Source organism: Caulobacter sp. SSI4214 (assembly GCF_012184455.1).
Taxonomy (GTDB): domain Bacteria; phylum Pseudomonadota; class Alphaproteobacteria; order Caulobacterales; family Caulobacteraceae; genus Caulobacter; species Caulobacter vibrioides_E.
Window position 1 is genome coordinate 1 of sequence record NZ_SZWJ01000029.1, and the last position, 24,344, is coordinate 24,344.

A 24,344-nucleotide genomic window follows, 5' to 3' on the forward strand; every position below is an offset into this window, starting at 1 on the left:
ACGCCCGTCACGTCGCCGCCCGAGCCGGTGTCGGCTCTGCCCCGGGACTATGTTGGGCGATCGGGCGCGCCGGTTCTGGGCCCGCCGCTGCCTGGCGACCTGGGGCGGCCCATGGTCGCCAGCGGCGCCGTGGGCCGGGCGGAGACGATCGAGGATGCTCCGCCTGGCGCGCCGCTGGTCGCGCCGGATGCGCGTGTGAACCCGGCGGTGCGGATCCGGCAGGCGGCGCGGACTAGCGGCCTCTTCGTCGCCGAGCCTCGCGATCGGCCGGCGACGTCGTCTGGGGCGCCGCCTGGGACGCCGGTGATCAGCGCGGCTACCGAGCCGGTCGCCGATCCGCGTCTGGTCAGTCCCGAGCGCTTGCAGGCCCCGGCCTCGCCCTATGTTCTGCAGGCCGGCGCGGTCATCCCGGCGGCCCTGGTCACGGGCCTGCGGTCGGACCTCAAGGGCCTGGCCATCGCCCAGGTCACGCGGGACGTCCATGACACCCTGGGCGGCGGGCATCTGCTGATCCCGGCCGGCGCGCGGTTGATCGGCGCCTACGACACCGCCGTGGCGGCCGGCCAGACGCGCCTGTCGGTGACCTGGACGCGGCTCATCCTGCCGTCGGGCCGCTCCATCGTGCTGGACGATCTGCCCGGCGCCGACGCGGCGGGCATGGCGGGGTTGCGGGACGACGTCGATCGGCATGGCCGCGCCGTGCTGACGGCCGCCGGACTCAGCACCCTTTTGGCCATCGGCGCGGAGGCTGGCGACAGCGACGAGAGCGACCTGGCCCGCGCCGTGCGACGCGGCGCGGCCTCGTCGGTGGGGGAGGTCGGACGCCAGGCGGTCGGGGCGGCCCTGGCGCGACGTCCGACCCTGACCATTCGGCCGGGCGCGCCGCTGCGGGTGTTGGTGACCCGCGATCTGGTGCTCGAACCCTATGTCGAAAGGAACATGCCATGAGCAAGTTGAAGCTGGGTCCGATCGAGGACGACACGCCGGTCAAGGTCACTCTGGACCTGCCGGCGGCCCTGCACCGCGATCTCGTCGACTACGGCAAGGCGCTGGCCGCCGAGACCGGCGGCAAGGTCGCCGAGCCGGTCAAGCTGATCGGGCCGATGCTCACCCGGTTCATGGAGACCGATCGGGGCTTCACCCGCGGGCGCAAGACGCGCGGTCGCTGAGACCTAGGCGCTAAGCGCCGGGCGTTCCTCGCCGGCCAGGCTCCGGACCAGCGCCAGGATCTGGCGGCGCTGGCGGGCGGGCAGTTTTGGCAGGGCGGTCGCCAGATCAGCGCCATCGGGACTGGAGAGGAAGGCTTCGACCCGCGCCAGGCGCTCGACGCCTTCCTGGTCGGCGCCCGGTTCGGCCAGACCTTCGAAGAACCAGGCCACCGGCGTGTCCAGGTAAGTCGCCAGGTCGTGCAGGCGCGAGGCGCTGATCCGGTTGGTTCCCCGCTCGTACTTCTGCAGCTGCTGGAAGCTCAGGCCCAGCGCCTGGCCCAACTGGCTCTGGCTGGCGCCGACCATCTTGCGGCGCAGGCGGATCCGCGCGCCGACATGGAGGTCGACGGGGTGAGGCGTGGGCTTGGCCAAGGTTCGCGCTCCGATTGGGTGTCGTCCGAACGACGAATGACCGGGCGGATGCGGGTAGCGCGGGACGCGATTTTGCGGCGACGTCGCGCCGGCTCGACCAAGTTGGCGCGCCGCCGCGGCATGGTTCGCGGTCTGGAGGCGGGCGATGCGGCCGTTCTGGACGGCGCGAATGGGCGGCGAGCGATGGTCGGCGTGTCCTTATGGCCTGCGTCCCGGGACACGCCGGACGCTCGTTCCTAGCCGACGGCGCCGCTTCGGCAAGGCGGCTTGCTTCCTCCGCTTCGCGGCGTGCAGCGCGCCCCGCTGCGCGGCGGGCCCTTGGCCCGGCCTAGCCGGCGCGGCTTTGTCGGCTGGACCGCGCTTGTCCGGCGCGCCGCGGGGGCGCGCCCGCCAGGAGCGCAAGCCATGCCCGCTATCCCCAACACCAATGCTTCCGCCGTCGCGGCCCTCAACGATGCTTGGCGTCGCCAGCCGGGGCCCGGCTGGACCCTGACGGCCGGGGTCCGCGCCCTGGGTGAGGCTTTTGTCGCCGAGGCGGTGGCCGCCGTCGCGGCCTATGACGATTTTGACGGCGACAACGATCCTTACGGGGAGCGCGACTTCGGGGCGGTCCGTATCCAGGGGCGGCGGCTGTTCTGGAAGATCGACTATTACGACCTCGGCCTGGCGTACGCCTCGCCGAACCCGGCCGATCCGGCGGTCACCCGCCGGGTGCTGACCCTGATGCTGGCCAGCGAATACTGAGCCTTGGGTGAGAACCGCGCGGGCCGTGTCCTTGTGATCCGGCCCGTTCGCTGATCCGCCTTGGCGGGCGGGTCAGCGATGCCGGCCGTAGTGGTCGCCGGTGCGGGCGTTTCGGTAGTGGCCGCCCTTGTGGGAGGAGCCGCCATGGGCGCCGCTATAGTGGCCGCCATGGCTGCTGGTGTGGTGGCCGCCGCCGTAATAGGGGCGATGGGATCGCGCATGCGCCTGAGCGAGCGGCGCGGCGAGCAGAGCGATGGCCGTGGCCGTGATGAGCATCTTCATGTTGGTCTCCGTTCCCTGACTGCCTGGCTCCGCAGCCAGGGTGTGGGGGTCACGCTAGGCTCGATCTTGGCGCGTGCAATATGAAAAACACCCGTCTTGGGTGAGAGCGCCTTGAAGGCGGCCGCGCGCGGCGCGAGCCTGCGGCGTCGGATGTCCCGACCGGAGAATGATCGATGAACCGTACGCTCGTCCTGGCCGCCGCGGCCTTGTTGACCCTGGCCGTCTCCACCCCGTCCGTCGCCGCCCCCTGTCGCGACGCCAAGGGCAAGTTCATCAAGTGTCCGGCCGCCAGCGCCCCGGCCAAGCCGACCAAGTGCAAGGACGCCAAGGGCAAGTTCGCCAAGTGCGGGACGCCCGGCGCCAAGCCGATCTAGTGGGCTCGTCGCGCGCCTTGGGCGGGGGGCAGCCCAAGGCGCGCGACGAGCGCCAGGGCCAGGCGCACGCAGGTCTTCTTGAGCTGCTCGGCGACGACCGCCTTGGCGTTGTCGCCATAGCCCGGAAGAGGAACTCCACCAGAAACAGGGTGGCGTTCTACAATGCGGCGTCTGAAATCAGAGAATACCGTCCGGTATCTCGGCTTAGAGATCGAAGACGCTCGAAGCGCCAGCCGACCCACCCGTTCCTGGCCCAGTCGCAGCGCGACTTCGCCGCGCGGTTCATCTGGGCGACCCCGCCGCGCTATGTTGACGCCAACCATGCGCCCAGGATCGCCATCAAGGGCTCGCGCCTGATCTCGGCAAAGCCCGGCCAGACGGTCGTGCTGGCGGCGAACGTGAGCGATCCGGACCATGACAAGGTGGCGGTGCGCTGGCGGACTTGGCCCGAGGCCGGGACCTATGCAGGCGATGGAGCGCTGAGCGCATCCGAAGGTCTCTCGACCAAACTGGTCGTGCCGGACGATGCCAAGCCTGGCGACACCCTCCACATCGTGGCCGAGGCGATCGACGATGGCGCGCCGGCCTTGATCCGGTACGCCCGACATCGTCGTGACGATCGCCAAACGAGTGAGCCGGGAGGCGGCGTCGCCCGTCTCCCGCCCGTTTCGAGGAAGTCTTCGGACTAGCCGCCGATTGCGCGACGCAGATCGCCCTGCGGGTCGCTCTCAACCCTGCTGTCCAAGTTAAAGATCATGGTCTGGCGCTTGGCCAGGTCATAGCGCGGCCAGGTCGGCAGGGTGGCGGTCTGGGGATTGCCGGTCTTGGCGAAGGCGACCCAGGCCGGGTGCATTTGGGCGGCCATCCGGGTTGGTCCATCGCCGGGGCCGACGAAGTAGCGGATGTTTTCCTGGGTGCCGAACACGAACGACAGCTCCATGGCGTGGGCGGCCTTCAGCTTGCCGCCGAGGGCCGGAGACTGGTCCCAGTCCATGCGATACATCCACACCGGCGCGGGCTGCTTCAGCTTTCGCTCGGCCAGGGTGACGGAGTCGATCCAGAAGGTCTTGGCCGTCTGCAGGGCGATGGTCAGCTCGCCGGGCGAGGCGCCCGGATGGGCCGCGCGCAGGGCGGCGGCGACCTGATCGGCCTTGGTCGGATAGGCCTCGCGGGCGCTCTTCTCGAAGCCCTCGTTGGTCTGATTGGCGATGTCGGGCGAGGCGGCCAGGAACAGGGTCATCTCGTCCCGGTTGGTGCCGATCAGCAGCGGCACGTCGCTGATCCAAGGCTGGGCTCCCGGCGTGAAAGGGCCGCGCGGCAGGGCCTGGCCGTCGATGCTGGGCACGAAGCCGTCGATCAGGAAGCCTTTGCTGGCCGCGCCCTTGGCCTTGTCGATCGCCGCCTTTTGGCTGTCGAAGATGGTCTTGGCGTCGACCGCGGCCAGGGCGGCGACATCACCCGGCTTGACGTTCAGGGTTTCGGTCAGGGCGCCGCCCAAGGTTTGGGCGTAGGCGCGCGGGGCGGCGTCCAGACCCGCGCCACTCTGGATAATGGCGCGATGAAATAGGCCCTTGGCCGGGGCCATGCCCAGCAGCAGCGACACCTTGGCCCCGCCGCCGCTCTCGCCGAAGATCGTCACATTGTTCGGATCGCCGCCGAAGCGGGCGATATTTGCCTTCACCCATTGCAGGGCCAGGACGATGTCCAGCATGCCGGCCAGACCCGACGACTTGTAGGCCGGGCCCCAGCTGTCGGGGAGCTGGGTGAAACCGAAGACGTTCAGGCGGTGGTTGACCGAGACCAGCACCACGCCGTCGCGGGCGAAGTGGTCGCCGTAATAGGTCGGACGGCCCGCCGCGCCCTCGGCGAAGGCGCCGCCGTGCAGCCAGACCATGACCGGGCGTTTCTTGGCGTCCAGGCCGGCGGTCCAGACGTTCAGGAAGAGGCAGTCTTCGCTGTGGACTTCGGTCTTCGGCGCGTCGGGGCCGGGCGACTGCATGGCGGCGGATCCGAACGCGCCGGCGTCCTGAACCTGGGTCCAGGGGTTCGGCGGTTGCGGCGGGCGAAAGCGCAGGGCGCCGACCGGCGGCGCGCCATAGCGGACGCCTCGGAAAGCATGCACGCCGTCCTCGGTGCGACCGCGCACCGGGCCATGGTTCGTCTGGACGATAGGGGCGGCCCCATCGGTCCCGGCCGCCAGGGCCCGGCCTGACATGATCAGCGCGCCGCTGGCGACCGCTGCGGACGTCATCCATTCCCGCCGGGAAAGCCTGGCCTTCTTGGTCATGGGTTCTTCCTCTCCCTTTGGCTGGCCTGTGGTGGCCACGGGCTGGCGCGATACGTGCGTGCGCGTTTCTTTTTGAATTGAATCCGGGATACGAAGGGATTCGAAAGTAGTCAATTATCATTCGTAAATTCATCGGTTACGAATTCAGCGTCCAAATTGACCGAAGGGCCGAGACGAGCCCTCGGCGTAGGGAGAGGAGAGGGGGCGTGTCAGCGAATATTTTCGAAGGGCTCGTGCGGGCATGCTGTCCGCCAGCCTGATGGCGATGACGATCGCCATCAGGCTATGGCCGCTACGCCAATGGCTCGACCCTGGGCCGGCTGGTGTCGGTGGGTGTCCGCACGAAGTTCTAGAGGCCGCCCCGAACTGCTCGCCGGGGGATCTTGTCCTGCTCCCTCTGCGAGCTTCTTTTTTGCTGTGAACTCAGCCGGACTCAACCCCGAGACATGCGCTATTGTGCGCACGCCCCGCGAGCGTTGCTAAATCTACGGCGTGTTTTGTGGATCTAGGTGTTCGAGCGCGCGGGCGATGGCCGTGCGCCAGCTTTGCTGGATCTGCGCCCGACGCGCATCGGCCATGCCGGGCGTGAAGCGAAGCAGCGGGGCCTCTCCAACTTGCATCGGCGCGCCCAGGGCTTGGCTGGCCATACGAGCGACACCCATGGCGCTGGCCTCGGGGCTATCCTGGCGCACGACGTCGCGGCGCAGGAGGTCCGAAAGCAGCTGCAGCAGGAAGGCGTTGCGCGTGGCGCCGCCATCAACTCGGATCTCGCGCAGCGGGTGGGCCAGATCGGCCTGCATGGCCTCGATCACGTCGACGATCTGCAAGGCCATGGCCTCGAAGGTCGCGCGCGCCACGTGGGCGGGGCGCGTGCCGAGCGTCATGCCGGCGAACAGGCCACGAGCCCGGTCATCCCAGTGTGGCGCGCCCAGGCCCGCCAGGGCGGGCACGAAGACGACGCCGTCGCTGGTCTCGACCGAGGTCGCCAGGTCGGTCAGGGCCTGTTCGTCCGCCACGCCCAGCAGCTGGGTCGCGAAGGCGGCGGCCTGGCCGGAGACAGTGATGTTGCCCTCCAGCGCATAGACCGCCTCGCCGCCCTGGCTCCAGGCGATGGTCGAGGACAGGCCATGGGTGGAGCGCACCAGGCTGCCGGTCGCGGCCATGATCGAGGAGCCGGTGCCGATCGTGGCCTTCACAGCGTCGGGCGCGGCCTGGACGTGTCCGAACAGGGCGGCATGGGAGTCGCCCATGATCGCTCGCACGGGAATGTCGGCGGGCAGGGCGCTGACACCGGCGGCGACGCGGCCGAACTCGGAGTCGGAGTCCTGGAGGCGGGGCAGGGCGGCCAACGGCACGCCGAACAGCGCCGCCAGGTCTGGATCCCAATCGCGGGCGCGCAGGTTCAGGAGCTGGGTGCGCGAGGCGTTGCTGAGGTCGGTCGCGTGGACCTTGCCGCCGGTCAGGTTCCACAGCAGCCAGCTGTCGATCGTCCCGACCCGCAGATCGCCGCTGGTCGCCAGGGCCGCGGCCTCTGGGATCGCCTCCAGCAACCAAGCTAGTTTGGTGGCCGGGAACAGCGGATCCAGGCCCAGGCCGCTGCGCTCGTTCACGAAGGCCTCCAGGCCCTCGGCGCGCAAGCGGGCGCATCGTTCTGAGGAGCGCCGACACTGCCAGCTGATGGCGGGGGCGACCGGGCGTCCGGTGCGGGCGTCCCAGGCGACGACGGTCTCGCGCTGATTGCTGATGGCGACGGCGGCGATGCGGTGGCCGGGCGCGGCGGCGACCAAATCCTCGATCACCGCCGCGACGCTGGCCCAGATGTGCTCTGCGTTCTGTTCGGTCCAGCCGGGACGCGGATGGGCCAGGGTCATGGGCCGGCTGGCGCGCGCGACGATCTTAGCCTGGGCGCCGACCAGCAGCGCTTTGGTGTTGGTGGTGCCCTGGTCGATGGCCAGGATCACGTCGCCGGCCATCAGCCGCGCTTTCGCGAGACGAGATCGCGCGCAGCGGCGGCGACGCCGTCGGCGGTCAGGCCGGCGCGCTCCATCAGCCAATCGGCCGAGCCAGTGGGCTGGAAGCCGTCAAAGCCGAGGATGCGCATCGGTGTTGGGCGCTGGGTGGCCAGCACCTCGGCCACGGCGCCGCCCAGGCCACCGCGAACGACGTGCTCCTCGGCGGTGACGATCGCGCCGCAGTCATTGGCGGCGGCGAGGATCGCGGCTTCATCGAGGGGAGAGATGGTGGCCATGTTGATCACCCGCGCCTCGATCCCCTCGGCGGCTAGGGCGTTGGCGGCCGCCAGCGCGCGATGGACCAAGGTGCCGGCGGCGATGATCGCCACGTCGGCGCCATCGCGCAGCATCTCGGCCTTGCCGATCGCGAAGGGCGTGCGGTGTTCCAGCTCGGGCACGGGCATCCGGCTGATGCGGATGAAGATCGGCTGGTCGCTGGCGGCGGCGGCCTTGACGGCCTCGGCGGTCTCCCAGGGGTCGGACGGCACGATCACGGTTAGGCCGCGCATCGGCCGCAGCCAGGCTAGGTCCTCGATCGAGTGGTGGGTCGCGCCTAGCTCGCCATAGGCCACGCCGCTCGATATGCCGCACAGCTTCACATTGGCGGCCGAATAGGCGATGTCGGCCTTGATCTGCTCGAGGGCGCGGGCGGTCAGGAAGCAGGCCGCGCCGCTGACGAACGGGATCTTGCCGCCGTTGGCTAGGCCCGCGCCCACCCCGACCATGTTCTGCTCGGCGATGCCGACATTGATCAGGCGCTCGGGGAAACGATCGCGGAACTTGCCGAGCTTGCTGGAGCCGACGCTGTCATTGACCACGGCGACGACGCGAGGGTTCTCGGCGGCGAGGGCTTCCAGGGTCCGCGCGTAGGCGTCCCGGCAGTCGAACAGACCGGGGGCGGAAGGAGCCGCGGCGCTCATGCTTGATCCTCGCTATCGGTCAGCTCGGCCAGGGCCTGGGCGTATTGTTCGGGGTTGGGGACGCCATGGTGCCAGCCGGCCTTGTCCTGCATGTAGGAGACGCCATAGCCCTTGATCGTGTCGGCGATCACGCACAGCGGCCGCTCGCGCGGCCTGGCCGGCGCGTCCAGGGTCGAGAGCAGCTGGGCATGGTCGTGGCCATCGACGCCGACGACTTCCCAGCCGAACGCGCGCCACTTGTCGGCCAGGGGCTCCAGGGCGTTGGTGTCCTCGGTGCGCGCGCCCTGTTGCAGGCGATTGCGGTCGATGATGGCGGTCAGGTTCCCTAGCTTGCGATGGCCGGCCAGCATGGCCGCCTCCCACATGCTGCCTTCCTGCAGTTCACCATCGCCGGTCAGCGCGAAGGTGCGGTAGGGGGCGTTGTCGACCTGGCCGGCGATGGCGATGCCGACGGCCACGGGCAGGCCATGCCCCAGCGGACCGGTGTTGGTCTCGACGCCGGGCAGGTAGGTGCGGTTGGGGTGGCCGTTCAGGCGCGAATTGGGCTGCAGGTAGGTCGATAACTCGGCCTCGGGAAAGAAGCCGGCGCCGGCCAAGGCCGTGTAGAGCGCGCCGGTGCAGTGGCCCTTGCTCATCACGAACCGGTCGCGGTCGGGGGCGCTTGGCTTGGCTGGATCGTAGCGCAGCACGCCGAAGTACAGCGCCGCCAGGATGTCGGTCGCCGAGAGGTCGCCGCCGGGATGACCCTGGCCGGCTTCGAAGATCATCTGGAGGCTGCGTCTGCGCATCCAATTCGCGCGCTCGCGAACGCGCTCGACGCGTTCGTCGCCTCGCCTAGCGTCCAGGGCTCTCACCAATCCGCTCTCCCTAACATGAAGGGTGGAGTATCCGGGGCGTCGTGACCAGACAAGAGAAACTTTCGATTATCTGCGAATGTTATCACTTGATCGCGGGGTTTGTGCCGTGTTTTCAGGGAAAGTCGTCGAGACGGTTTGACAGCGCCGAGTCGGCTGGGCATGTTGCGCGTCGAAAAGAAAATAAACGAAAATCATTCGACGAAGCCGTCGAGCAGGGGGGAGGCGTGAGGAGGATCGGTTTGCGACAGCGCGGCGTGAGGGTCGCTCTCCAGGCCGTCCTGCTGGCCGGTGCGGTGGCGCTGAGCGGCTGCAAGGTCGTGACGATTGCGCAGGACCAGGCAATCCGCGCCAAGCGCGGTCTTAACTTCAGCGCCGACGCCTATGTCGCCAAGATTTGGGACGCCCAGGCGCTTCCCGAGCTTCAGCGCCGCGCCGTCCCGGCCAAGGATCTCTTCCAAGCCATCGACGCCAATCCCGACGAGGCCGGCGCGCGGCTGGGCCGCCGCGCCAGCGAGGGCGGCGCCTGGACATTCGTGGTCTCGGGCGAGGGCGTCGTGCGTGCGGTCGACGATAGCTCGCGTCGCCGTACGATGGAGGTCGAGGTCGGCTCTCGCGCTATACGGCTTGAGACCGGGCCCGTGGTGGTCGGCACGGCTCTGCGCGACGCCTTGCCCTTCATCGCCTTCGACGACTTTGCCGACCAGTTGGCCTTCGCCGACGTCGGGCGCGCCCTGACCGCGACCTCACTGGCGCGCGTGAAGCCGGCGCTGGACGGCGTGCGCCCGGGCGATCGGGTTCGGTTCGTCGGGGCCTTCAATCTCCCGGCGGCGGGGCAGCCTGTTTTCGTGACCCCTGTCTCGATCGGCAAGGCTGCGTCGTGATCGTCCAGCCGGTCCTTCTCAGCGCCCGGACCATCGCCAAGTCGTACGGCGCGACGGCGGCCCTGCGCGGCGTCGACTTCGATGTGCGCGGCGGGGCGGTCAATGTCCTGATCGGCGAGAACGGAGCCGGCAAGTCGACCCTGATGCGCGTGCTGGCCGGCGTGGAGCCGCCCGATAGCGGCGAGATCCTGCTGGACGGCGCGCCCATCAATCTGCGTTCGGTGCGCGACGCCGCACGCCAGGGCGTGGGCATCGTCTTTCAGGAACTGAACCTCTGTCCGAACCTGACGGTGGTCGAGAACATCTTCCTGGGTCGCAATCTCGGACTTGTCGGGACGATCGACCACGCCGCCGAGCGCCGACGCGCCGATGAAGCGCTAGCCCGGCTGGGCGCCACCTTCACCGCCGACACCCCCGTCTCGGCGCTCAGCATCGGCCAGCAGCAGATCGTCGAGATCGCTCGGGTGCTGGTCGAGGATGTTCGCGTGCTGATCCTGGACGAGCCGACCTCGGCCCTCAGCGAGGAAGAGGTCGCCCACCTGTTCGCGGTGATCGGCGAGCTGAAGCGCCATGGCGTCGGGATCGTCTACATTTCCCATCGGCTGGAAGAGCTGATGCGGATCGGCGATTTCATTACGGTGATGCGCGACGGCGCCGTCGTGGCGTCCGTGCCGATCGGCCAGGCTTCAGTGCCCTGGATCGTCGAGACCATGCTGGGCGAGGCCGTCGCCGCGCCCGTGGGCGCCGCGCCGCGCGAAGGCGGTGAGGTAGTGCTGGCGTTGCGGGATGTCGTCGTCCGCCGTGGCGACGGGGCGCGCCTGGTCGACACGGTGTCGGCGGACTTCCGGGCTGGCGAGGTCGTGGCGATCTACGGCCTTTTGGGCGCGGGGCGGACCGAGCTCTTCGAATACGCCTTCGGCCTGCGGCGCGGCGAGGGCGGTGTGCGGCTGAAAGGCGAGTCGATCGAGCGCCTGCCGGCGGCCGACCGCGTGGCGCGGCGCCTGCTGATGGTCCCGGAGGACCGCCAGCGCGAGGGCCTGTTCCCGAACCTGTCCGTCGGCGGCAATCTGGGCCTCTCCAACTTGGCTCGCTTCGCGCGACTGGGTTTCATCGCCAAGGCCGTGGAAGACCGGTCGGTCGGCGCGATGATCGCGCGACTGGGCGTGAAGACCCAATCGGCTAAGACCCCGATCGGCGCGCTGTCGGGCGGCAACCAGCAGAAGGTCGTTATTGGTCGTTGCCTGCTGCGCGACCCGGTCGCCTTGCTGCTGGACGAGCCGACTCGCGGGATCGACATCGGCGCCCGCGCCGAGGTGTTCGCCGCCATGCGCGCCCTGGCCGCCGAGGGGCTGGCCGTGGTGTTCACCACCTCGGACATGCTCGAAGCGCTGTCGATCGCCGATCGGATCCTGGTGATGTCGAAGGGCCGGCTGACCGCCGATCTGCCTGCGGCGCAGGCCGACGAGGGACTGCTGGTCCGCGCCGCCAATGGCGTGGCCGCTTCTCCATCCGCTCGGCGCGCCCAACGCGCCGCGCTCGCGCACTGAAGGTCCGCATGACGTCTCTGGCTTCTACTCCCGTCACGACGCCGGCCAAGCCACCAGCGCCCGCCTGGCTGTCTCTATTGTTCAAGTCGCGCGCCCTGATCGCGCTGGCGCTGGTCACCGCCTTCTTCGCCGTCATGGCTCCGAACTTCCTGTCGGTGGCCAGCTTCCTGATCACCGCCAAGCACATCGCCACGATCGCCATCCTGGGCGTCGGCATGACCTATGTGATCCTGACCGGCGGCATCGACCTGTCCGTAGGCTCGATCGCGGGTCTGTCGGGCATGATCGGCGGCGCCTTGATCCTGAATGGCGTGACGGCGGGCCCCCTGGGTGTCGTGATCTATCCATCGACCCTGGCCGTGATCGGTATCGTGGTGGCGATCGGCGGGCTGATCGGCTTGCTGAACGGCACGCTGATCACGCGCTTCGGCGTCGCGCCGTTCATCGCCACCTTGGGCGTTCTCTACGTTGCGCGCGGCGCGGCCCTGCTGTGTTCCAACGGTGCGACCTTTCCGAACCTGACGGGCAGCGCCGACTACGGCAACGAGGGCTTCCCATTACTGGGCGCGGGGAAGCTGGCGGGGATTCCGGTCCCCGTGCTGATCATGGTCGCCCTGGCCGCGGTCGCGGCCTGGGTCGCCGCAAACACCCCCTTCGGTCGCCGAGTCTATGCGGTCGGCGGCAGCGAGCGCGCGGCGCTGCTGTCGGGTGTCCGAGTCGGGCGGATCAAGACGATGGTCTACGTGATCTCGGGCATGTGCGCGGCTCTGGTCGGCCTGATTGTCGCCTCGGACCTGGTCGCGGCCCACCCGGCGTCGGGCGAGACCTTCGAGCTGAGCGCCATCGCCGCGGTCGTCCTGGGCGGCGCATCGCTAAGCGGCGGTCGCGGCACGATCGGCGGAACCATCATCGGCGCCTGCGTGATCGGCGTCCTGGGTGATGGGATGGTCATGATCGGCGTCAGTGAGTTCTGGCAAATGGTGATCAAGGGTACGGTAATCGTCACGGCCGTTGTACTCGATCAGTTGCAGGGCCGGATCATCGGCGCGCGAGACTGAGAGCGGACATGGCCAAGGGCACCTCCACCAAAAGCGACACCAAGACTGGACGCGGCAAGGCGATCGCGGCCCCCAAGCCGCCGCGCGCCAAGTCCAAGCTCGGCGGGATCGCGGTCGGGGCCAGCTCGCTGCTGGGCGAGCCGCGCCGCATGAAGATGCTGGCCTGGTTCCAGGAAGTCGGCAGCGCCCGCGTGCGCGATCTGGCCGAAGCCTTCGCGGTGTCCGAAGTGACCGTCCGCCAGGACCTCGAGCGTCTCGAGGCCGACGGCCACATCGTGCGCGAGCACGGCGGGGCCTATCTGAAGTCGGCTCCCCAGCAGGTGCGCGCCATGGCGCTGCACCACCAGGTCAACATGGAGGCCAAGAAGCGGATCGGCCAGGCCGCCGCCGCCCTGGTCGGGGACCATGAAACCATCATCATGGACGCCGGCTCGACCATCACCGAGATCGCCATGAATCTGGGCGACCGCGAAGGTCTCAACGTCATCACCAACGCCCTGAACATCGCCCTGATCCTGGGCGCGATCCCGACCTACACGGTCCACATGCCAGGCGGGCAGTTCAAGGCGCCGACCCTGTCGCTGTCGGGCGAGCGCTCGGCTGACTATTTCGAGGGGCTGTTCGCCCAGAAACTGTTCCTGGCCACGGCCGCAGTCTCGTTCGAGGCCGGCCTGACCTTCCCCGCCATCGCCGACATCGCCGTCAAGCGCGCGATGATCAAGTCGGCGTCGAAGATCTACCTGGCGGCGGACTCCACCAAGATCGGCAAGACCTCCTTCTCGTCTCTGGGCGGCATCGAGAACATCCATTGCCTGATCACCGACAGCGGCATTCGCGACGAGGACCACCGTGCGTTCCTCGACTCCGGCATAGAGGTCATCATCGCATGAAGCTCGGGCGTCCACGTCTCTGGCTCGCCGCTCTGGCGTTGATCGTCGTCGCGGCGGCGGCGGTCGTCCTGCTGGCCCCCCGCGCCGGCCGCTCCAGCCTGATCGTGGTCATCACGCCCTCGCTCGACAATCCGTTCTTCGGCCAGGAGGCCATCGGCGCCGAGGCGCGCGCCAAGGCTCTGGGCTATCGCACCCTGAAGTTCTCGCACGACGATGACGCCTTCAAGCAGAGCCAGCTGATCGATACCGCGATCGCCCGGGGAGCCGCGGCGATCATCCTGGACAACGCCGGGGCCGACGCCAGTGTCGCGGCGGTGCTGCGGGCCAAGTCGGCCGGCGTGCCGGTGTTCCTGATCGACCGCGAGGTCTCCAGCCGTGGCGCGGCGGCGGTGCAGATCGTCTCCAACAACTACCAGGGCGCGGCTCTGGGCGCTCAGGCCTTCGCCGAGGCGCTGGGCGAGAAGGGCGACTACGCCGAGCTGGTCGGCAAGGAGTCCGACACCAACGCCTCGATCCGTTCGCGCGGCTTCCACGACGTGCTCGACCAGTATCCCGACCTGAAGATGGTCTCGCGTCAAAGCGCCAACTGGGATCAGGCCCAGGCCTTCTCGGTGATGCAGTCGATCCTGCAGGCCCGTCCGAACCTCAAAGGCGTGATCGCCGGCAACGACACCATGGCTCTGGGGGCGGTCGCCGCGCTCGAGAGCGCCGGGCGGCGGGATGTGGTGGTGGTCGGTTTCGACGGCTCCAATGACGCTCGCGACGCCGTCGCGGCGGGCAAGATGCGCGCGACGGTGCTGCAGCCGGCGCTGCGCCAGGCCCAGTACGCCGTCGAGCTGGCCGACCGCTATCTGAAGACTGGCAAGACCGGCGAGCGCGAGAAGCTGCTGATGGACTGTTTCCTGGTCGACCGCGCTAACGCCCCGCGCCTGAACAATTTCGCGCTGGCCCAGCGCTAGCCTTTTCAAGCCTTCAAAATCGAGAGCGTCCCCATGACCGCCAAGCAACGATACGGCGCCGGCATCTGGCATTTCGCGACCTATGTCGACCGCTACGCCACCGACGGCTACGGCCCTCAGCGCGACCTCCTGGAGATGATCGACCTGGCCGGTCAGGTCGAGGACCTGTCGGTGGTCGACATCAATTTTCCCTTCGTCGGCAAGGATGTCTCGCTGACGGCGATCGAGCAGGCGCTGGGCCGCAACGGCCTCGGCGTGATCGGCATTACGCCTGAGATCTATACCCGCCGCTTCGCCAAGGGCGCCTTCACCAATCCCGATCCGGGCGTGCGCCGCTTGGCCAACGAGATGTGCAACGAGGCGGCCAAGATGGTTCGTCGCTTCGGCGCCGACTACGTCAAGCTCTGGCCCGGCCAGGACGGTTGGGACTATCCGTTCCAGGTCGACCACAAGGCGTTGTGGACCGCCTCGGTCGAGGGCGTGGCCGAGCTGGCCGCCCAGAATCCCGACCTGAAGTTCGTCATCGAGTACAAGCCGCGCGAGCCGCGGGTGCATATGAGCTACGACTCGGTGTCCCGCACCCTGCTGGCGATCGAGCGCATGGGCGTTCCCAACGTCGGCATCCTGCTGGACTTCGGCCACTCGCTGTACGGCGGGGAGTCGCCCGCCGACGCGGCCCAGCTGGCCATCGACCACGGCCGCCTGTTCGGCATGGACGTCAACGACAATATGCGCGGCTGGGACGACGATTTGATCGCCGGCTCGGTGCACCCGATCGAGCTGTTCGAGTTCTTCTGGACCCTACGTAAGAACGGCTGGGAGGGCGTCTGGCAGCTGGATCAGTTCCCGTTCCGCGAAGACTGCGTGGCCGCCGCCAATAGCGCGATCCGCTTCCTGAAGCGCATCGAGGCGGCGCTGGATCACCTGGACGTCGAGGGGCTGAAGGCGGCCCAGGCGCGTCAGGACGCGGTGGCGGCGCTGGATATCGCCCGCGCGGCCCTGTTCGGCGGCGCCTAAGGCTTCTCTAGGCTATGGTTTGAGTTGAACGCGAAGTCCGCGAGTCGCCGCCGCTCTTAAAAAGGGGGGGCGGCTCGCGGGTTCGCCGCCCGAGCCATTTCCGGAGAAGACCATGACCGACGAGGCCGACGCCGAGTCCCCCGCGCGGCGCCGAGGCATCCAGTCCGTCGAAATCGGGCTGGGCATCCTGGAGGCTCTGGCCGGGCTGGGTCAGGCCTCGACGCTGAGCGCGATCGCGCAGGCCAGCGGCATGGCCCCGCCGCAGGCGCACCGCTATCTCCAGAGCCTGATCATCGCCGGCATGGCCCATCAGGATCCGGCCACCGGCCGTTACGACCTGGGCCCCAAGGCGCTGAAGCTGGGCATGGCGGCGCTGTCGCGGATCGACGCCTTCCGGCTGGTCGACGCGGCGATCGGCGACTTCACCCAGCGGACCGGGCAGACGGTGCAGATCGCCGCGCTGGGGCCATTGGGGCCGACCATCGTCCGCTGGAACATGGGTCGGCCGGCGGTGATGACCTCGTTCAATGTCGGGTCGGTGCTGCCGCTGCTCTATTCGGCGACGGGGCAGGCGTTCCTGGCGTTCACGCCGCCGATCGAGACCGAGCACCTGCTGGAACGCGAGCTCGAAACCGGTCCCATAACCCGCGCCCAGGCCGAGGCGCTGCGCAAGGCCGTGCGCGCGCAGGGCTACGCCCACGTCGAGGGCACGATGGTGCCGGGTCTGCGCGCCACCGCCTATCCGATCTTCGATCTGCAGGGGCGGGCCGTGCTGACCGCGACGGCGCTGTCGCCCGAGGCATTCGCCGACGGCCGCCACGACGCGGCGCTGACCGAGCTGCAAGGGCTGTGTCGCGAGATCAGCGCGCAGCTGGGTTGGTTTGCCTGAGGTAATTCCGCATTGCGTAAGTGATTTCGTAGTGTCAAAAGCGGATCCGCGCCATGTCTCACGACGTGGGCGATTAAGGATGCGTGATGACCCTGCCCAACGACCAGCGCGCCCAGCTGGAGGCGCTGTATGCCGAGATGGCGCCGGAGAACCTGACGCCGCTGTGGGAGTCGCTGGCCCAGCTGGTGCCCAAGCAGCCCCGGTCGCCGGCGAAGGTTCATCTGTGGTCCTATGATCAGGCGCGCGACTATCTGATGCGGGCTGGCGATCTGATCAGCGCCGAGCAGGCCGAGCGGCGGGTGTTGATCCTGGAGAACCCTGGCCTGCGAGGGCAGTCGTCGATCATTCCCAGCCTCTATGCCGGGCTGCAGCTGATCCTGCCGGGCGAGGTCGCACCGGCCCACCGCCACGCCCAGTGCGCGCTGCGCTTCGTGCTGGAAGGCGAGGGAGCCTTCACCGCCCTGGACGGCGAGAAGGCGATCATGCGGCCGTTCGACCTGGTGCTGACGCCGGGCTGGCAATGGCACGACCACGGCAATCCGACCGACAAGCCGATGATCTGGCTGGATGGCCTGGACATCCCCACCGTCCGTCACTTTGACGCCGGCTTTGCCGAGGGCTATCGCGAAAAGGCCCATCCGGAGACCGCGCCGCCCGGCGACACCTTGGCCCGCTACGGGCGCAACCTGCGGCCCGTGCGGGGGACGACGGCCGACCGGCGGCCTGCTCACCAGCCGCTGTTCCACTATCCCTATGCCGACTGGCGCCCCGCGCTCGCGGCTCTGGCGGCCGGCCCGGACATCGATCCGCACCTGGGCCACGCCCTGGAGTTCCTGAACCCGGCCGACGGTGGTTCGGTTATGCCGACCATCGCCGCCCATGTGCGCCTGCTGCCGGCGGGCTTCGAGACCCGCGCGCGCCGCGCGACCGACGGCACGGTGTTCGTCGTGGTCGAGGGGAGCGGCTGGGCCCTGGTCGAGGGTCGCGAGATCGCGCTAAAGCCGCGCGACATCCTGGTTGTGCCGTCCTGGCATGAGCTGCGCTTGGGCGCGGCCGACGACCTGGTGCTGTTCGGCTATTCCGACAAGGCGGCGCAGGAAAAGCTCCATCTGTACAAGGAACAATGCGCGTGACCCTGGTGTTCAAACCTCAAGCGCCCACGATCGCCGCGGCCAGCAACGGCGAGGCCTTCCCGGTTCGCCGGGTTTTCTGCATCGGCCGCAACTACGCCGCTCATGCCCGCGAGATGGGGCGCGACCCCGAACGCGAAGCCCCGTTCTTCTTCACCAAGTGGGCTGAGACGGTCGTGCCGACTGGCGCGACGGTTCCCTATCCGTCTGAGACGGCCAACTTCCACTACGAGGCCGAGCTGGTCGTGGCGATCGGCAAGGGCGGGCGCGACATCGCCGCGAGCCAGGCCCTGGACCACGTCTACGGCTACGCCACCGGTCTGGACATGACCCGACGCGACCTGCAGCTGGAAGCCCGCGAGAAGGGGCGTCCCTGGGATACCGGAAAGAACGTCGAGCAATCCTCGCCCCTGGGTCTGATCCATCCGGTCGACGAGGTCGGCCATCCGGAGGCTGGCCGCATCGCCCTGACCGTAAACGGCGCGGTCCGACAGGACGCCGACCTGGCTGAGCTGATCTGGCCGGTCGCCGACGTGATCGCCTATGTCTCGCGCTTCTATCGTCTGGAGCCGGGCGACCTGATCTATACCGGCACGCCGGCGGGCGTTGGGGCTGTGGTCGAAGGCGACACGGTGGTCGTCTCTATCGCCGGCCTTTCCGACTGCGCGATCACGATCGGGCCGCCGCTTCGTGACTAATCCGGTGACGCTGCACGGCTATTTTCGCTCGACGGCGTCGTATCGCGTTCGCATCGCGCTGAACCTGAAGGGCATGGCCTATGCCGACGCCTTTCACCATCTGCGCAAGGGCGAGCAGCGCGCGCCGGCATTCCTGGCGGTCAATCCGCAGGGGCTGGTGCCCGCCCTGGACATTGATGGGACGGTGCTGACCCAGAGCCTGGCGATCTGCGAGTATCTGGACGAGCGCTATCCGGATCCGCCGCTGCTGCCGGCCGATCCCCTGGCGCGGGCCAAGGTTCGCGCCTTCTCCCAGGTCATCGCCTGCGATATTCACCCGGTGCAGAACCTGCGCGTTCTGGCGCGCCTGCGGGCGCTGGGCGTGGCCGAGCCTTTGGTCACGAACTGGGCGGCGCAGGTGATCGACGAGGGGCTGGAGGCTTGCGCTCGGCTGGTGTCGGACGAAGGTCCGTATTGCTTCGGCGACCAGGTGACCTTGGCCGACCTTTGCCTAGTTCCACAGCTGGTCAATGCCCGGCGCTTCGGCGTCGAGCTGCGCTGGCCGCGTCTGCTGGCGATCGAGGAAGCCTGTTTGGCGCTGGACGCCTTCCGTCGGGCCGCGCCGGAGCAGCAGCCCGACTTCGAATAGGGCTCTCAGGTTCGGCGCAGCGCGAACACCGCTAGCGCCGCGACTAGGGCTGGCGCGATGGCGGTCAGCAGCAGGTTCTGCGGCGTCCAGCCCAGGGCCAGCAGGCCGCCGCCGATGGTCGGGCCCAGGATCGATCCAATGCGCCCCACGCCTAGCGCCCAGCCGATGCCCGTCGAGCGGATCGCCGTTGGATAGGCGTTGGCGGTCACAGCATTCAGGCCGATCTGCGCGCCCGAGACCCCGAATCCGCAGACCGTGGCCGCCGCCAGCAGCAAGGCGGTGTTGGGTCCGGCCAGGGCGATGACGGCGATGAACAGCGCCGCGACGAAATAGGCCGCGCCGAGGATCATATAGGGGTCGCGGCGGTCGATCAGTCGGCCCAGCACGACGCCGCCGACGACGCCGCCCAGGTTTAGCAGGGCGGTCGACAGGATCGCGGTCTTGAGCGGCAGGCCCAGGCTCTTCAGCAGCGACGGCAGCCAGTTGACCAGGAAGTACATGACAAGAAGGTTCATGAAGAACGCCGTCCAGACCAGGGCGGTGCGGCCGGCGCGACCGTCTGCGAACAAGGCCGCGACCGGGAAGCGGCGGGCGTCCTGGCTGTCCTGGTTCTCTGCTCGCACCGAGGCGACGAAGGCCTCGACCGGCAGCTCGGGTGAGGCCTTGCGCAGGATGGCCGCGACGCGGGGCTCCTGTTCGGGGCGCAGGGCCAGGAAACGCGCCGACTCCGGCAGCAGCCATGTCAACACGGGCAGCAGCGCCAGAGGCATCGCGCCGCCGAGCAGGAACACCCAGGTCCAGCCGTGGTCGGCGATCAAGGGAGCCGTCACCAGGCCGCCGATAGTCGAGCCCAGCGGGAAGCCGCAGAACATCACCGTCACCAGCGTCGCCTTGTAGCGTGCCGGCGCGTACTCGTTGGTCAGGGCGATGATGTTTGGCATGGCGCCGCCGAGACCGATCCCGGTCAGGACGCGCAGGGCTAAAAGCTCGTCCATCGTCCGCGCGCGGGAGGTCATCAGGGCGAAGATCCCGAAGATCGCGACCGATAGCAGGATGATGATCTTGCGACCGAACCGGTCGGCGGCCGAGCTCAGCAGGAAAGCGCCGATCGTCAGGCCCACCAGGCCCGCGCCGAAGATCGGGCCGAAGGCCGACGGGGCCAGGCGCCAGTCCTCGGCGATGCGCGGCGCCACGTAGGCGATCGACTGGGTGTCAAAGCCATCCAGCATGGCGACCAGGGCGCAGAGGGCGGCTATGCCGGCCTGGAAAGGTCCGAACCGGACGGGATCGATCCCGCTGTCGGGTCCCGATTGCATGCCTGCCATGTCGTCTCCTCCGCGCGTGGAAAGGGCCCGCCGGCCATCAAGGCGTCCGATCTGCGTCGCGTCGGCGGGGGATCATGCGCCGGCCAAGGTTGATCGGCTCATTGCTCATAGTCAAATTCATTTCTCATGATAGAATATTCGGGAAGGGCATGGACCGGCGTTCGTGCAATTCGGCGCTCGAACGACATATAGCTCTAGCTATTGAAAACCTTCGAATTTCGGAACTTCCCCGCAGGCGGTTCGGAGGGAGGTTCATTCCGCCTGCGCCGCTGCTAACCGCATAACTTCGAACAGAAAGTTCCAAATTCACGCTTCGCTGTCCGCCCGGCTCGCTTTGGTTGGTTGACAGGGTTTCGAAGCGTGGCTAGGTCTTCTGTCGAATTCGAAGAAATTCGAAAGCGAAAGAAAAATTCCGGTGATCGAGCCGGGTTGGGGAAAGGGGAGGCCGATGAAGCGTCAAGCTCGACTCTGGCAGGCCGCGTTGGCGGTGCTAGGCGCCTTGGCCGTCGGCTCGGCCGGTCCGGCCCTGGCCGCCGAGAAGCCGCGGGTCATCGTCCTGTCCGACATCGGCAACGAGCCTGACGACTCCGAATCCCTCGTTCGCCTGCTGCTCTACGCCAACGACCTGGATATCGAGGGCCTGGTCGCCACGACCTCGACCTGGCAACGCGAGAAGGTCCAGCCGCAGCTGATGCATGCGCGGATCGCCGCCTACGGCCAGGTTCTGCCCAATCTGCGCCAGCACGCCGAAGGCTATCCCGACGCCGCCAAGCTCGATGCGCTGGTCCGTTCCGGCAGCAGCGCCTACGGCATGCGTGGGGTCGGCGAGGGCCTCGACACGGACGGCTCGCGCCTGATCATCGAGGTTGTCGACCGCCCCGATCCGCGCCCGGTCTATATCTCGGTGTGGGGCGGGGCGCTGGACCTGGCCCAGGCTCTGTCGACGGTCCGGGCCACCCGCACCCCCGAGCAGCTGAAGGCCTTCGTCGCCAAGCTGCGGGTCTATTCCATCTCGGACCAGGACGATGCGGGCCCCTGGCTGCGCCGACAGTTCCCCGATCTGGTCTGGGTCGCCAGCGTCCACGGCTGGGGTCAGTACGGCATGGCCGCCTGGACAGGCATTTCCGGCGATGTGCGTCGGCCCGCCAAATGGCCGGCGGCCGAGATGGTCACTAACGCCTGGTTGGAGACGAACATCCGTCGCGGTCCGCTGGGCGCGCTCTATCCGCCGCCTATGTTCATTATGGAGGGCGACACCCCGGCCTTCCTGTGGCTAATCCCCAACGGTCTGAACGCCCCTGAGCATCCCGAATACGGCGGGTGGGGCGGTCGCTATGTCCCAACCTATGAAGGCGGGGTCCAGTTTGGCGACGCTCAGGACACGGTGACGGGCGAGGGCGGCGCGACCTGGACCAGCAACCAGGCGACCGTGTTCCGCTGGCGCGAGGCGTTCCAGAACGACTTCGCCGCCCGGATCGGCTGGACGCTGACGCCGGATCGGACCAAGGCCAATCATGCGCCCCAGTTGGTGCTGAACGGCGTCCCTGGCGACGCCCCGGCCGTACTCGACGCTAAGGCGGGCGAGACGATCAAGCTGAGCGCGCTGGGGTCCAAGGATCCTGACGGCGACGCCCTGACCTATCGCTGGTGGCAGTACGCCGAGGTCAGCGGTCGGCCCGGTCTTTCGCCGCCGAAGCTGGATGTGCTCGACGCCGACCAGCCTCAGGCCCGCTTCGTGATCCCGACCGTCGTCGAGCCCACCACCTACCAGGTCATTCTTGAAGTCCGCGACTCCGGCGCGCCCGCGATCACGCGCTACCGCCGGGTCCTGGTGAACGTCCGTCCCTAGCACCCGCCGGCCAGTCGGCCAGCCCGCGCCATCACCATAAGAGCACTACCCAGGAGAGGAACCATGAAGCGCAGAACCGTCTTGTGTTCGGTCGCCGGCCTTCAAGCGCTGATCGTCGGTCTCGCCGCCAGCGGCGCCCAGGCCCAACAGGCGGCGGCGCCTCAGGCCGCGCCAGACAACCAGATCGGCGAGGTCGTGGTCACGGCCCAGAAGCGGACGGAAAATCTGCGTGACACGCCCGTGTCCGTGGCCGTCGTGGCCCCCAAGCAGCTGGAAGCCGCGGGCGTGGCGACACTGGACGATCTGGGCAAGGCGGTGCCTTCGCTTGTGGCCTCGCCGGCGACCACGACGCTGCGGCCATTCTACACCCTACGCGGCGTCAGCACGAACGTGATCACCGTCGGCTCGCCCAGCGGCGTGGCCGTGATGCTGGACGGCGTGACCCTGGCCCCGGAATCCCTGGCCGCCCGCCAGCTGACCGACATCGCCAGCGCCGAAGTGCTGCGTGGCCCGCAATCGACCCTGGGCGGTCGCACGGCCTCGATCGGCGTGATCAACATCGTCACTCGCAAGCCGTCCAACGTGTTCGAGGGCCGCGCCTCGATCAGCGCCACGACCGATAGCGAAGTGCGCGCTCAGGCCTTCGTGGCCGGGCCGATCAGCGACAATGTCGGCTTTTCGCTGTCGGGTTTCCGCAATCGCACCGAGTTCGTGACCCGCAACCTGGCCACAGGCGACAACGACGTCTCCAAGGCGGCCGGCGTTCGCGGCAAGCTGTTGTTCAAGCCCAAGGACGGCTTGGACGTCACCCTGTCGGCCAACTATGTCGACGCCCGCGATATCGGCCAGTTCCAGGCCTTCGTGCAGATCGACCCGACGGCCCGCTTCCGCGGCTCCTTCGCTCAGAGCGAGGCCCTGGTTGGCGTCACGCCCAGCCGCAGCAACACCGACTACAACACCATCACCACGCCGGGCCAGCACACCAAGGACCAGCTCTATAGCGCCGTGGTTAATTACGAGGTGGGCGACTTCACCTTCAGCTCGATCACCGCCAAGTCGCACGAGGATCGCGACCTTCGCTATGACGTCTACGGCCAGAAGATCGACTGGGCCTCGCGCCTGTCAGGCGGGACCTATTCCTGGAACAATATCCAGCGCTCACAGCTCCAGCTCGACGGCTTCAGCCAGGAGTTCCGCGTCGCGTCCCACGACCTTAGCTTCGGGCGCGTGCTGGCCGGTCTCTATTACGACCACAGCAAGACCGGCTTCCAGTTCGACCGCCCGGCCTTCGGCACGCCCATTCCCCTGGGCGCCTATCGCGAGGCCAATAACAAGAGCTACGCGGCCTATGTCCGCGCGGACTTTAAGCTGACCGACAGCACGACTCTGATCACCGGGCTGCGCTACAACCACGACAAGATCGGCTACGTCTATAACCTACAGTACAACACCACCCCGGCCAGCAACACGACGCCATTCACCCGCAAGGGCTCGGACAGCTTCAACACGGTGGTGGGCGACGTCACCCTGAAGCAGGATATCGGCGCGCGGGCGAACGTCTATGTGACCTATTCGCGCGGCTATAAGCCCAAGGTCTACAATCTCGACGCCACGGTCACGGCGACCAACACCTTCAACCCGGTCAACAAGGAGCAGGTCGACAACTTCGAAGGCGGCCTGAAGGGCGACTATTTCGATCGCCGCGTCAGCCTCAGCCTGGCGACCTTCTACACCACCTACAAGAACTTCCAGGTTCAGGCGGTCGATCCGACCACGACCGTGCCGACCTTCCAGCTGACCAACGCCGGCAAGGCCAGCACCCGCGGCGTCGAGCTGGACACCACCGTCCGTCCGACGCACAGCCTGACGCTGAACGGCTCGCTAGCCTATGTCGACGCCAAGTACGACAAGTTCGTCGGCGCGACCTGCTATTCCGGCCAGACCGCCGCCGACGGCTGCACCACGGTGAGCGGGGCCAGCTTCCAGAACCTGTCGGGCGCGCGCCTGTCCAATTCGCCGCGCTGGAAGTTCAACGCCGGGGCCGAGCAGCGCTTCGACCTGTCCAGCGACCTGGAGCTAACCCTGGGCGGCGTCGTCAATTACCAGAGCAAGATCAACTTCGATCCGAATAGGAACCCGCTGGCCACTCAGGACGGCTACGCCATCGTCAATCTGTCGGCCTCGGTGGGCCGTCCGGACCAGAGCTGGTCGGTCACCGCCTTCGTCAACAATGTCGGCGACAAGCTCTACCTGTCGAACATCTCCGATGTCGGCGGTCGCTGGGGCAACAAGGCGGCTCTGGCCGGCTGGTATGGCCGCGATGCTCGGCGGTACGCCGGGGTGCGTCTCGACGCTAAGTTCTGATCGACCCCAACACCTCCCCCCTACGCCTGGGCCGCCGGTCGGCCCGGGCGACT

Annotated in this window: 24 protein-coding genes; 17 read left to right on the forward strand and 7 right to left on the reverse strand. The window is 68.2% G+C overall.

Annotation, left to right across the window (positions count from 1 at the left end; genetic code table 11):
- Both FCU40_RS10710 and FCU40_RS10715 read left to right on the forward strand, forming a co-directional pair.
- On the forward strand, positions 1-948 hold a 948-nt coding region (locus tag FCU40_RS10710; protein WP_168074800.1), incomplete at its 5' end, for a TrbI/VirB10 family protein.
- Positions 945-1,169: a DUF2274 domain-containing protein gene (locus FCU40_RS10715; RefSeq protein WP_168074802.1), complete on the forward strand. Its 225-nt coding sequence runs from the start codon at positions 945-947 to the stop codon at positions 1,167-1,169. The genes FCU40_RS10710 and FCU40_RS10715, both read left to right, overlap by 4 nt.
- A 3-nt stretch (positions 1,170-1,172) precedes the next feature.
- Here FCU40_RS10715 and FCU40_RS10720 read toward each other — a convergent pair whose 3' ends face one another.
- Positions 1,173-1,580: a helix-turn-helix domain-containing protein gene (locus FCU40_RS10720; RefSeq protein WP_168074804.1), complete on the reverse strand. Its 408-nt coding sequence runs from the start codon at positions 1,578-1,580 to the stop codon at positions 1,173-1,175.
- Positions 1,581-1,985: 405 nt separating this feature from the next.
- Here FCU40_RS10720 and FCU40_RS10725 point away from each other — a divergent pair, with 405 nt between their 5' ends.
- A complete protein-coding gene (locus tag FCU40_RS10725) occupies positions 1,986-2,324 on the forward strand; it encodes a DUF3768 domain-containing protein (RefSeq protein WP_168074806.1) in 339 nt (112 codons plus the stop codon).
- A 72-nt stretch (positions 2,325-2,396) separates the two neighbouring features.
- On the opposite strand, the gene FCU40_RS10730 is transcribed toward FCU40_RS10725, so the two are convergent.
- Complete coding sequence (locus tag FCU40_RS10730; protein ID WP_206677326.1) at positions 2,397-2,606, reverse strand: hypothetical protein; 210 nt, start codon at positions 2,604-2,606, stop codon at positions 2,397-2,399.
- Positions 2,607-2,779: 173 nt separating this feature from the next.
- Here FCU40_RS10730 and FCU40_RS10735 point away from each other — a divergent pair, with 173 nt between their 5' ends.
- Complete coding sequence (locus tag FCU40_RS10735; RefSeq protein WP_168074808.1) at positions 2,780-2,980, forward strand: hypothetical protein; 201 nt, start codon at positions 2,780-2,782, stop codon at positions 2,978-2,980.
- Positions 2,980-3,669: a hypothetical protein gene (locus FCU40_RS10740; RefSeq protein WP_168074810.1), complete on the forward strand. Its 690-nt coding sequence runs from the start codon at positions 2,980-2,982 to the stop codon at positions 3,667-3,669. The genes FCU40_RS10735 and FCU40_RS10740 overlap by 1 nt, the downstream gene beginning before the upstream one ends.
- On the opposite strand, the gene FCU40_RS10745 is transcribed toward FCU40_RS10740, so the two are convergent.
- The 4 genes from FCU40_RS10745 to FCU40_RS10760 form a co-directional block, all read right to left on the reverse strand.
- Positions 3,666-5,267: a carboxylesterase family protein gene (locus tag FCU40_RS10745; RefSeq protein WP_168074812.1), complete on the reverse strand. Its 1,602-nt coding sequence runs from the start codon at positions 5,265-5,267 to the stop codon at positions 3,666-3,668. The genes FCU40_RS10740 and FCU40_RS10745 overlap by 4 nt on opposite strands.
- Positions 5,268-5,752: 485 nt before the next feature.
- Positions 5,753-7,240, reverse strand: a complete 1,488-nt coding sequence (locus tag FCU40_RS10750) for an FGGY family carbohydrate kinase (protein WP_168074814.1) — start codon at positions 7,238-7,240, stop codon at positions 5,753-5,755.
- The gene (locus FCU40_RS10755; protein ID WP_168074816.1) at positions 7,240-8,199 is read right to left on the reverse strand and encodes a transketolase C-terminal domain-containing protein; all 960 of its coding nucleotides are present in this window, start codon (positions 8,197-8,199) and stop codon (positions 7,240-7,242) included. Before FCU40_RS10755 ends, FCU40_RS10750 begins: the two co-directional genes overlap by 1 nt.
- Complete coding sequence (locus tag FCU40_RS10760; RefSeq protein WP_168074818.1) at positions 8,196-8,987, reverse strand: transketolase; 792 nt, start codon at positions 8,985-8,987, stop codon at positions 8,196-8,198. Before FCU40_RS10760 ends, FCU40_RS10755 begins: the two co-directional genes overlap by 4 nt.
- Positions 8,988-9,310: 323 nt before the next feature.
- Between FCU40_RS10760 and FCU40_RS10765 the strand changes: the two genes are divergently transcribed.
- The 10 genes from FCU40_RS10765 to maiA all read left to right on the forward strand — a co-directional run bounded on the left by FCU40_RS10765 (position 9,311) and on the right by maiA (position 18,753).
- Positions 9,311-9,937 (forward strand): DUF2291 domain-containing protein, encoded by a 627-nt coding sequence (locus FCU40_RS10765; RefSeq protein ID WP_168074819.1) that lies wholly within the window; start codon positions 9,311-9,313, stop codon positions 9,935-9,937.
- Entirely contained in the window at positions 9,934-11,484 is a 1,551-nt protein-coding gene (locus FCU40_RS10770; protein WP_206677327.1) for a sugar ABC transporter ATP-binding protein, read from the forward strand. Before FCU40_RS10765 ends, FCU40_RS10770 begins: the two co-directional genes overlap by 4 nt.
- 8 nt (positions 11,485-11,492) lie before the next feature.
- Entirely contained in the window at positions 11,493-12,542 is a 1,050-nt protein-coding gene (locus FCU40_RS10775; protein ID WP_168074820.1) for an ABC transporter permease, read from the forward strand.
- Between the two features lie 8 nt (positions 12,543-12,550).
- Positions 12,551-13,432 carry a DeoR/GlpR family DNA-binding transcription regulator gene (locus tag FCU40_RS10780; RefSeq protein ID WP_175582072.1) on the forward strand — a complete coding sequence of 294 codons (882 nt, stop codon included), beginning with the start codon at positions 12,551-12,553 and terminating at the stop codon, positions 13,430-13,432.
- Positions 13,429-14,391 (forward strand): D-ribose ABC transporter substrate-binding protein, encoded by a 963-nt coding sequence (locus tag FCU40_RS10785; protein WP_168074821.1) that lies wholly within the window; start codon positions 13,429-13,431, stop codon positions 14,389-14,391. Before FCU40_RS10780 ends, FCU40_RS10785 begins: the two co-directional genes overlap by 4 nt.
- A 33-nt stretch (positions 14,392-14,424) precedes the next feature.
- Positions 14,425-15,408: a TIM barrel protein gene (locus FCU40_RS10790; RefSeq protein WP_168074822.1), complete on the forward strand. Its 984-nt coding sequence runs from the start codon at positions 14,425-14,427 to the stop codon at positions 15,406-15,408.
- 112 nt (positions 15,409-15,520) lie between these two features.
- Positions 15,521-16,297: an IclR family transcriptional regulator gene (locus tag FCU40_RS10795; protein WP_168074823.1), complete on the forward strand. Its 777-nt coding sequence runs from the start codon at positions 15,521-15,523 to the stop codon at positions 16,295-16,297.
- An 86-nt stretch (positions 16,298-16,383) separates the two neighbouring features.
- Positions 16,384-17,430, forward strand: a complete 1,047-nt coding sequence (gene gtdA, locus FCU40_RS10800; protein WP_168074824.1) for a gentisate 1,2-dioxygenase — start codon at positions 16,384-16,386, stop codon at positions 17,428-17,430.
- Entirely contained in the window at positions 17,427-18,125 is a 699-nt protein-coding gene (locus tag FCU40_RS10805) for a fumarylacetoacetate hydrolase family protein (RefSeq protein ID WP_194246538.1), read from the forward strand. Before gtdA ends, FCU40_RS10805 begins: the two co-directional genes overlap by 4 nt.
- Positions 18,118-18,753, forward strand: a complete 636-nt coding sequence (gene maiA / locus FCU40_RS10810) for a maleylacetoacetate isomerase (RefSeq protein WP_241693589.1) — start codon at positions 18,118-18,120, stop codon at positions 18,751-18,753. Before FCU40_RS10805 ends, maiA begins: the two co-directional genes overlap by 8 nt.
- 5 nt (positions 18,754-18,758) lie before the next feature.
- On the opposite strand, the gene FCU40_RS10815 is transcribed toward maiA, so the two are convergent.
- Positions 18,759-20,069 (reverse strand): MFS transporter, encoded by a 1,311-nt coding sequence (locus FCU40_RS10815; protein WP_206677328.1) that lies wholly within the window; start codon positions 20,067-20,069, stop codon positions 18,759-18,761.
- A 457-nt stretch (positions 20,070-20,526) separates the two neighbouring features.
- Between FCU40_RS10815 and FCU40_RS10820 the strand changes: the two genes are divergently transcribed.
- Both FCU40_RS10820 and FCU40_RS10825 read left to right on the forward strand, forming a co-directional pair.
- Positions 20,527-21,927, forward strand: coding sequence for a DUF1593 domain-containing protein (locus tag FCU40_RS10820; protein WP_168074828.1), 1,401 nt, complete (start codon positions 20,527-20,529; stop codon positions 21,925-21,927).
- A 63-nt stretch (positions 21,928-21,990) separates the two neighbouring features.
- Positions 21,991-24,291, forward strand: a complete 2,301-nt coding sequence (locus FCU40_RS10825) for a TonB-dependent receptor (RefSeq protein WP_168074830.1) — start codon at positions 21,991-21,993, stop codon at positions 24,289-24,291.
- Positions 24,292-24,344: the final 53 nt, after the last annotated feature.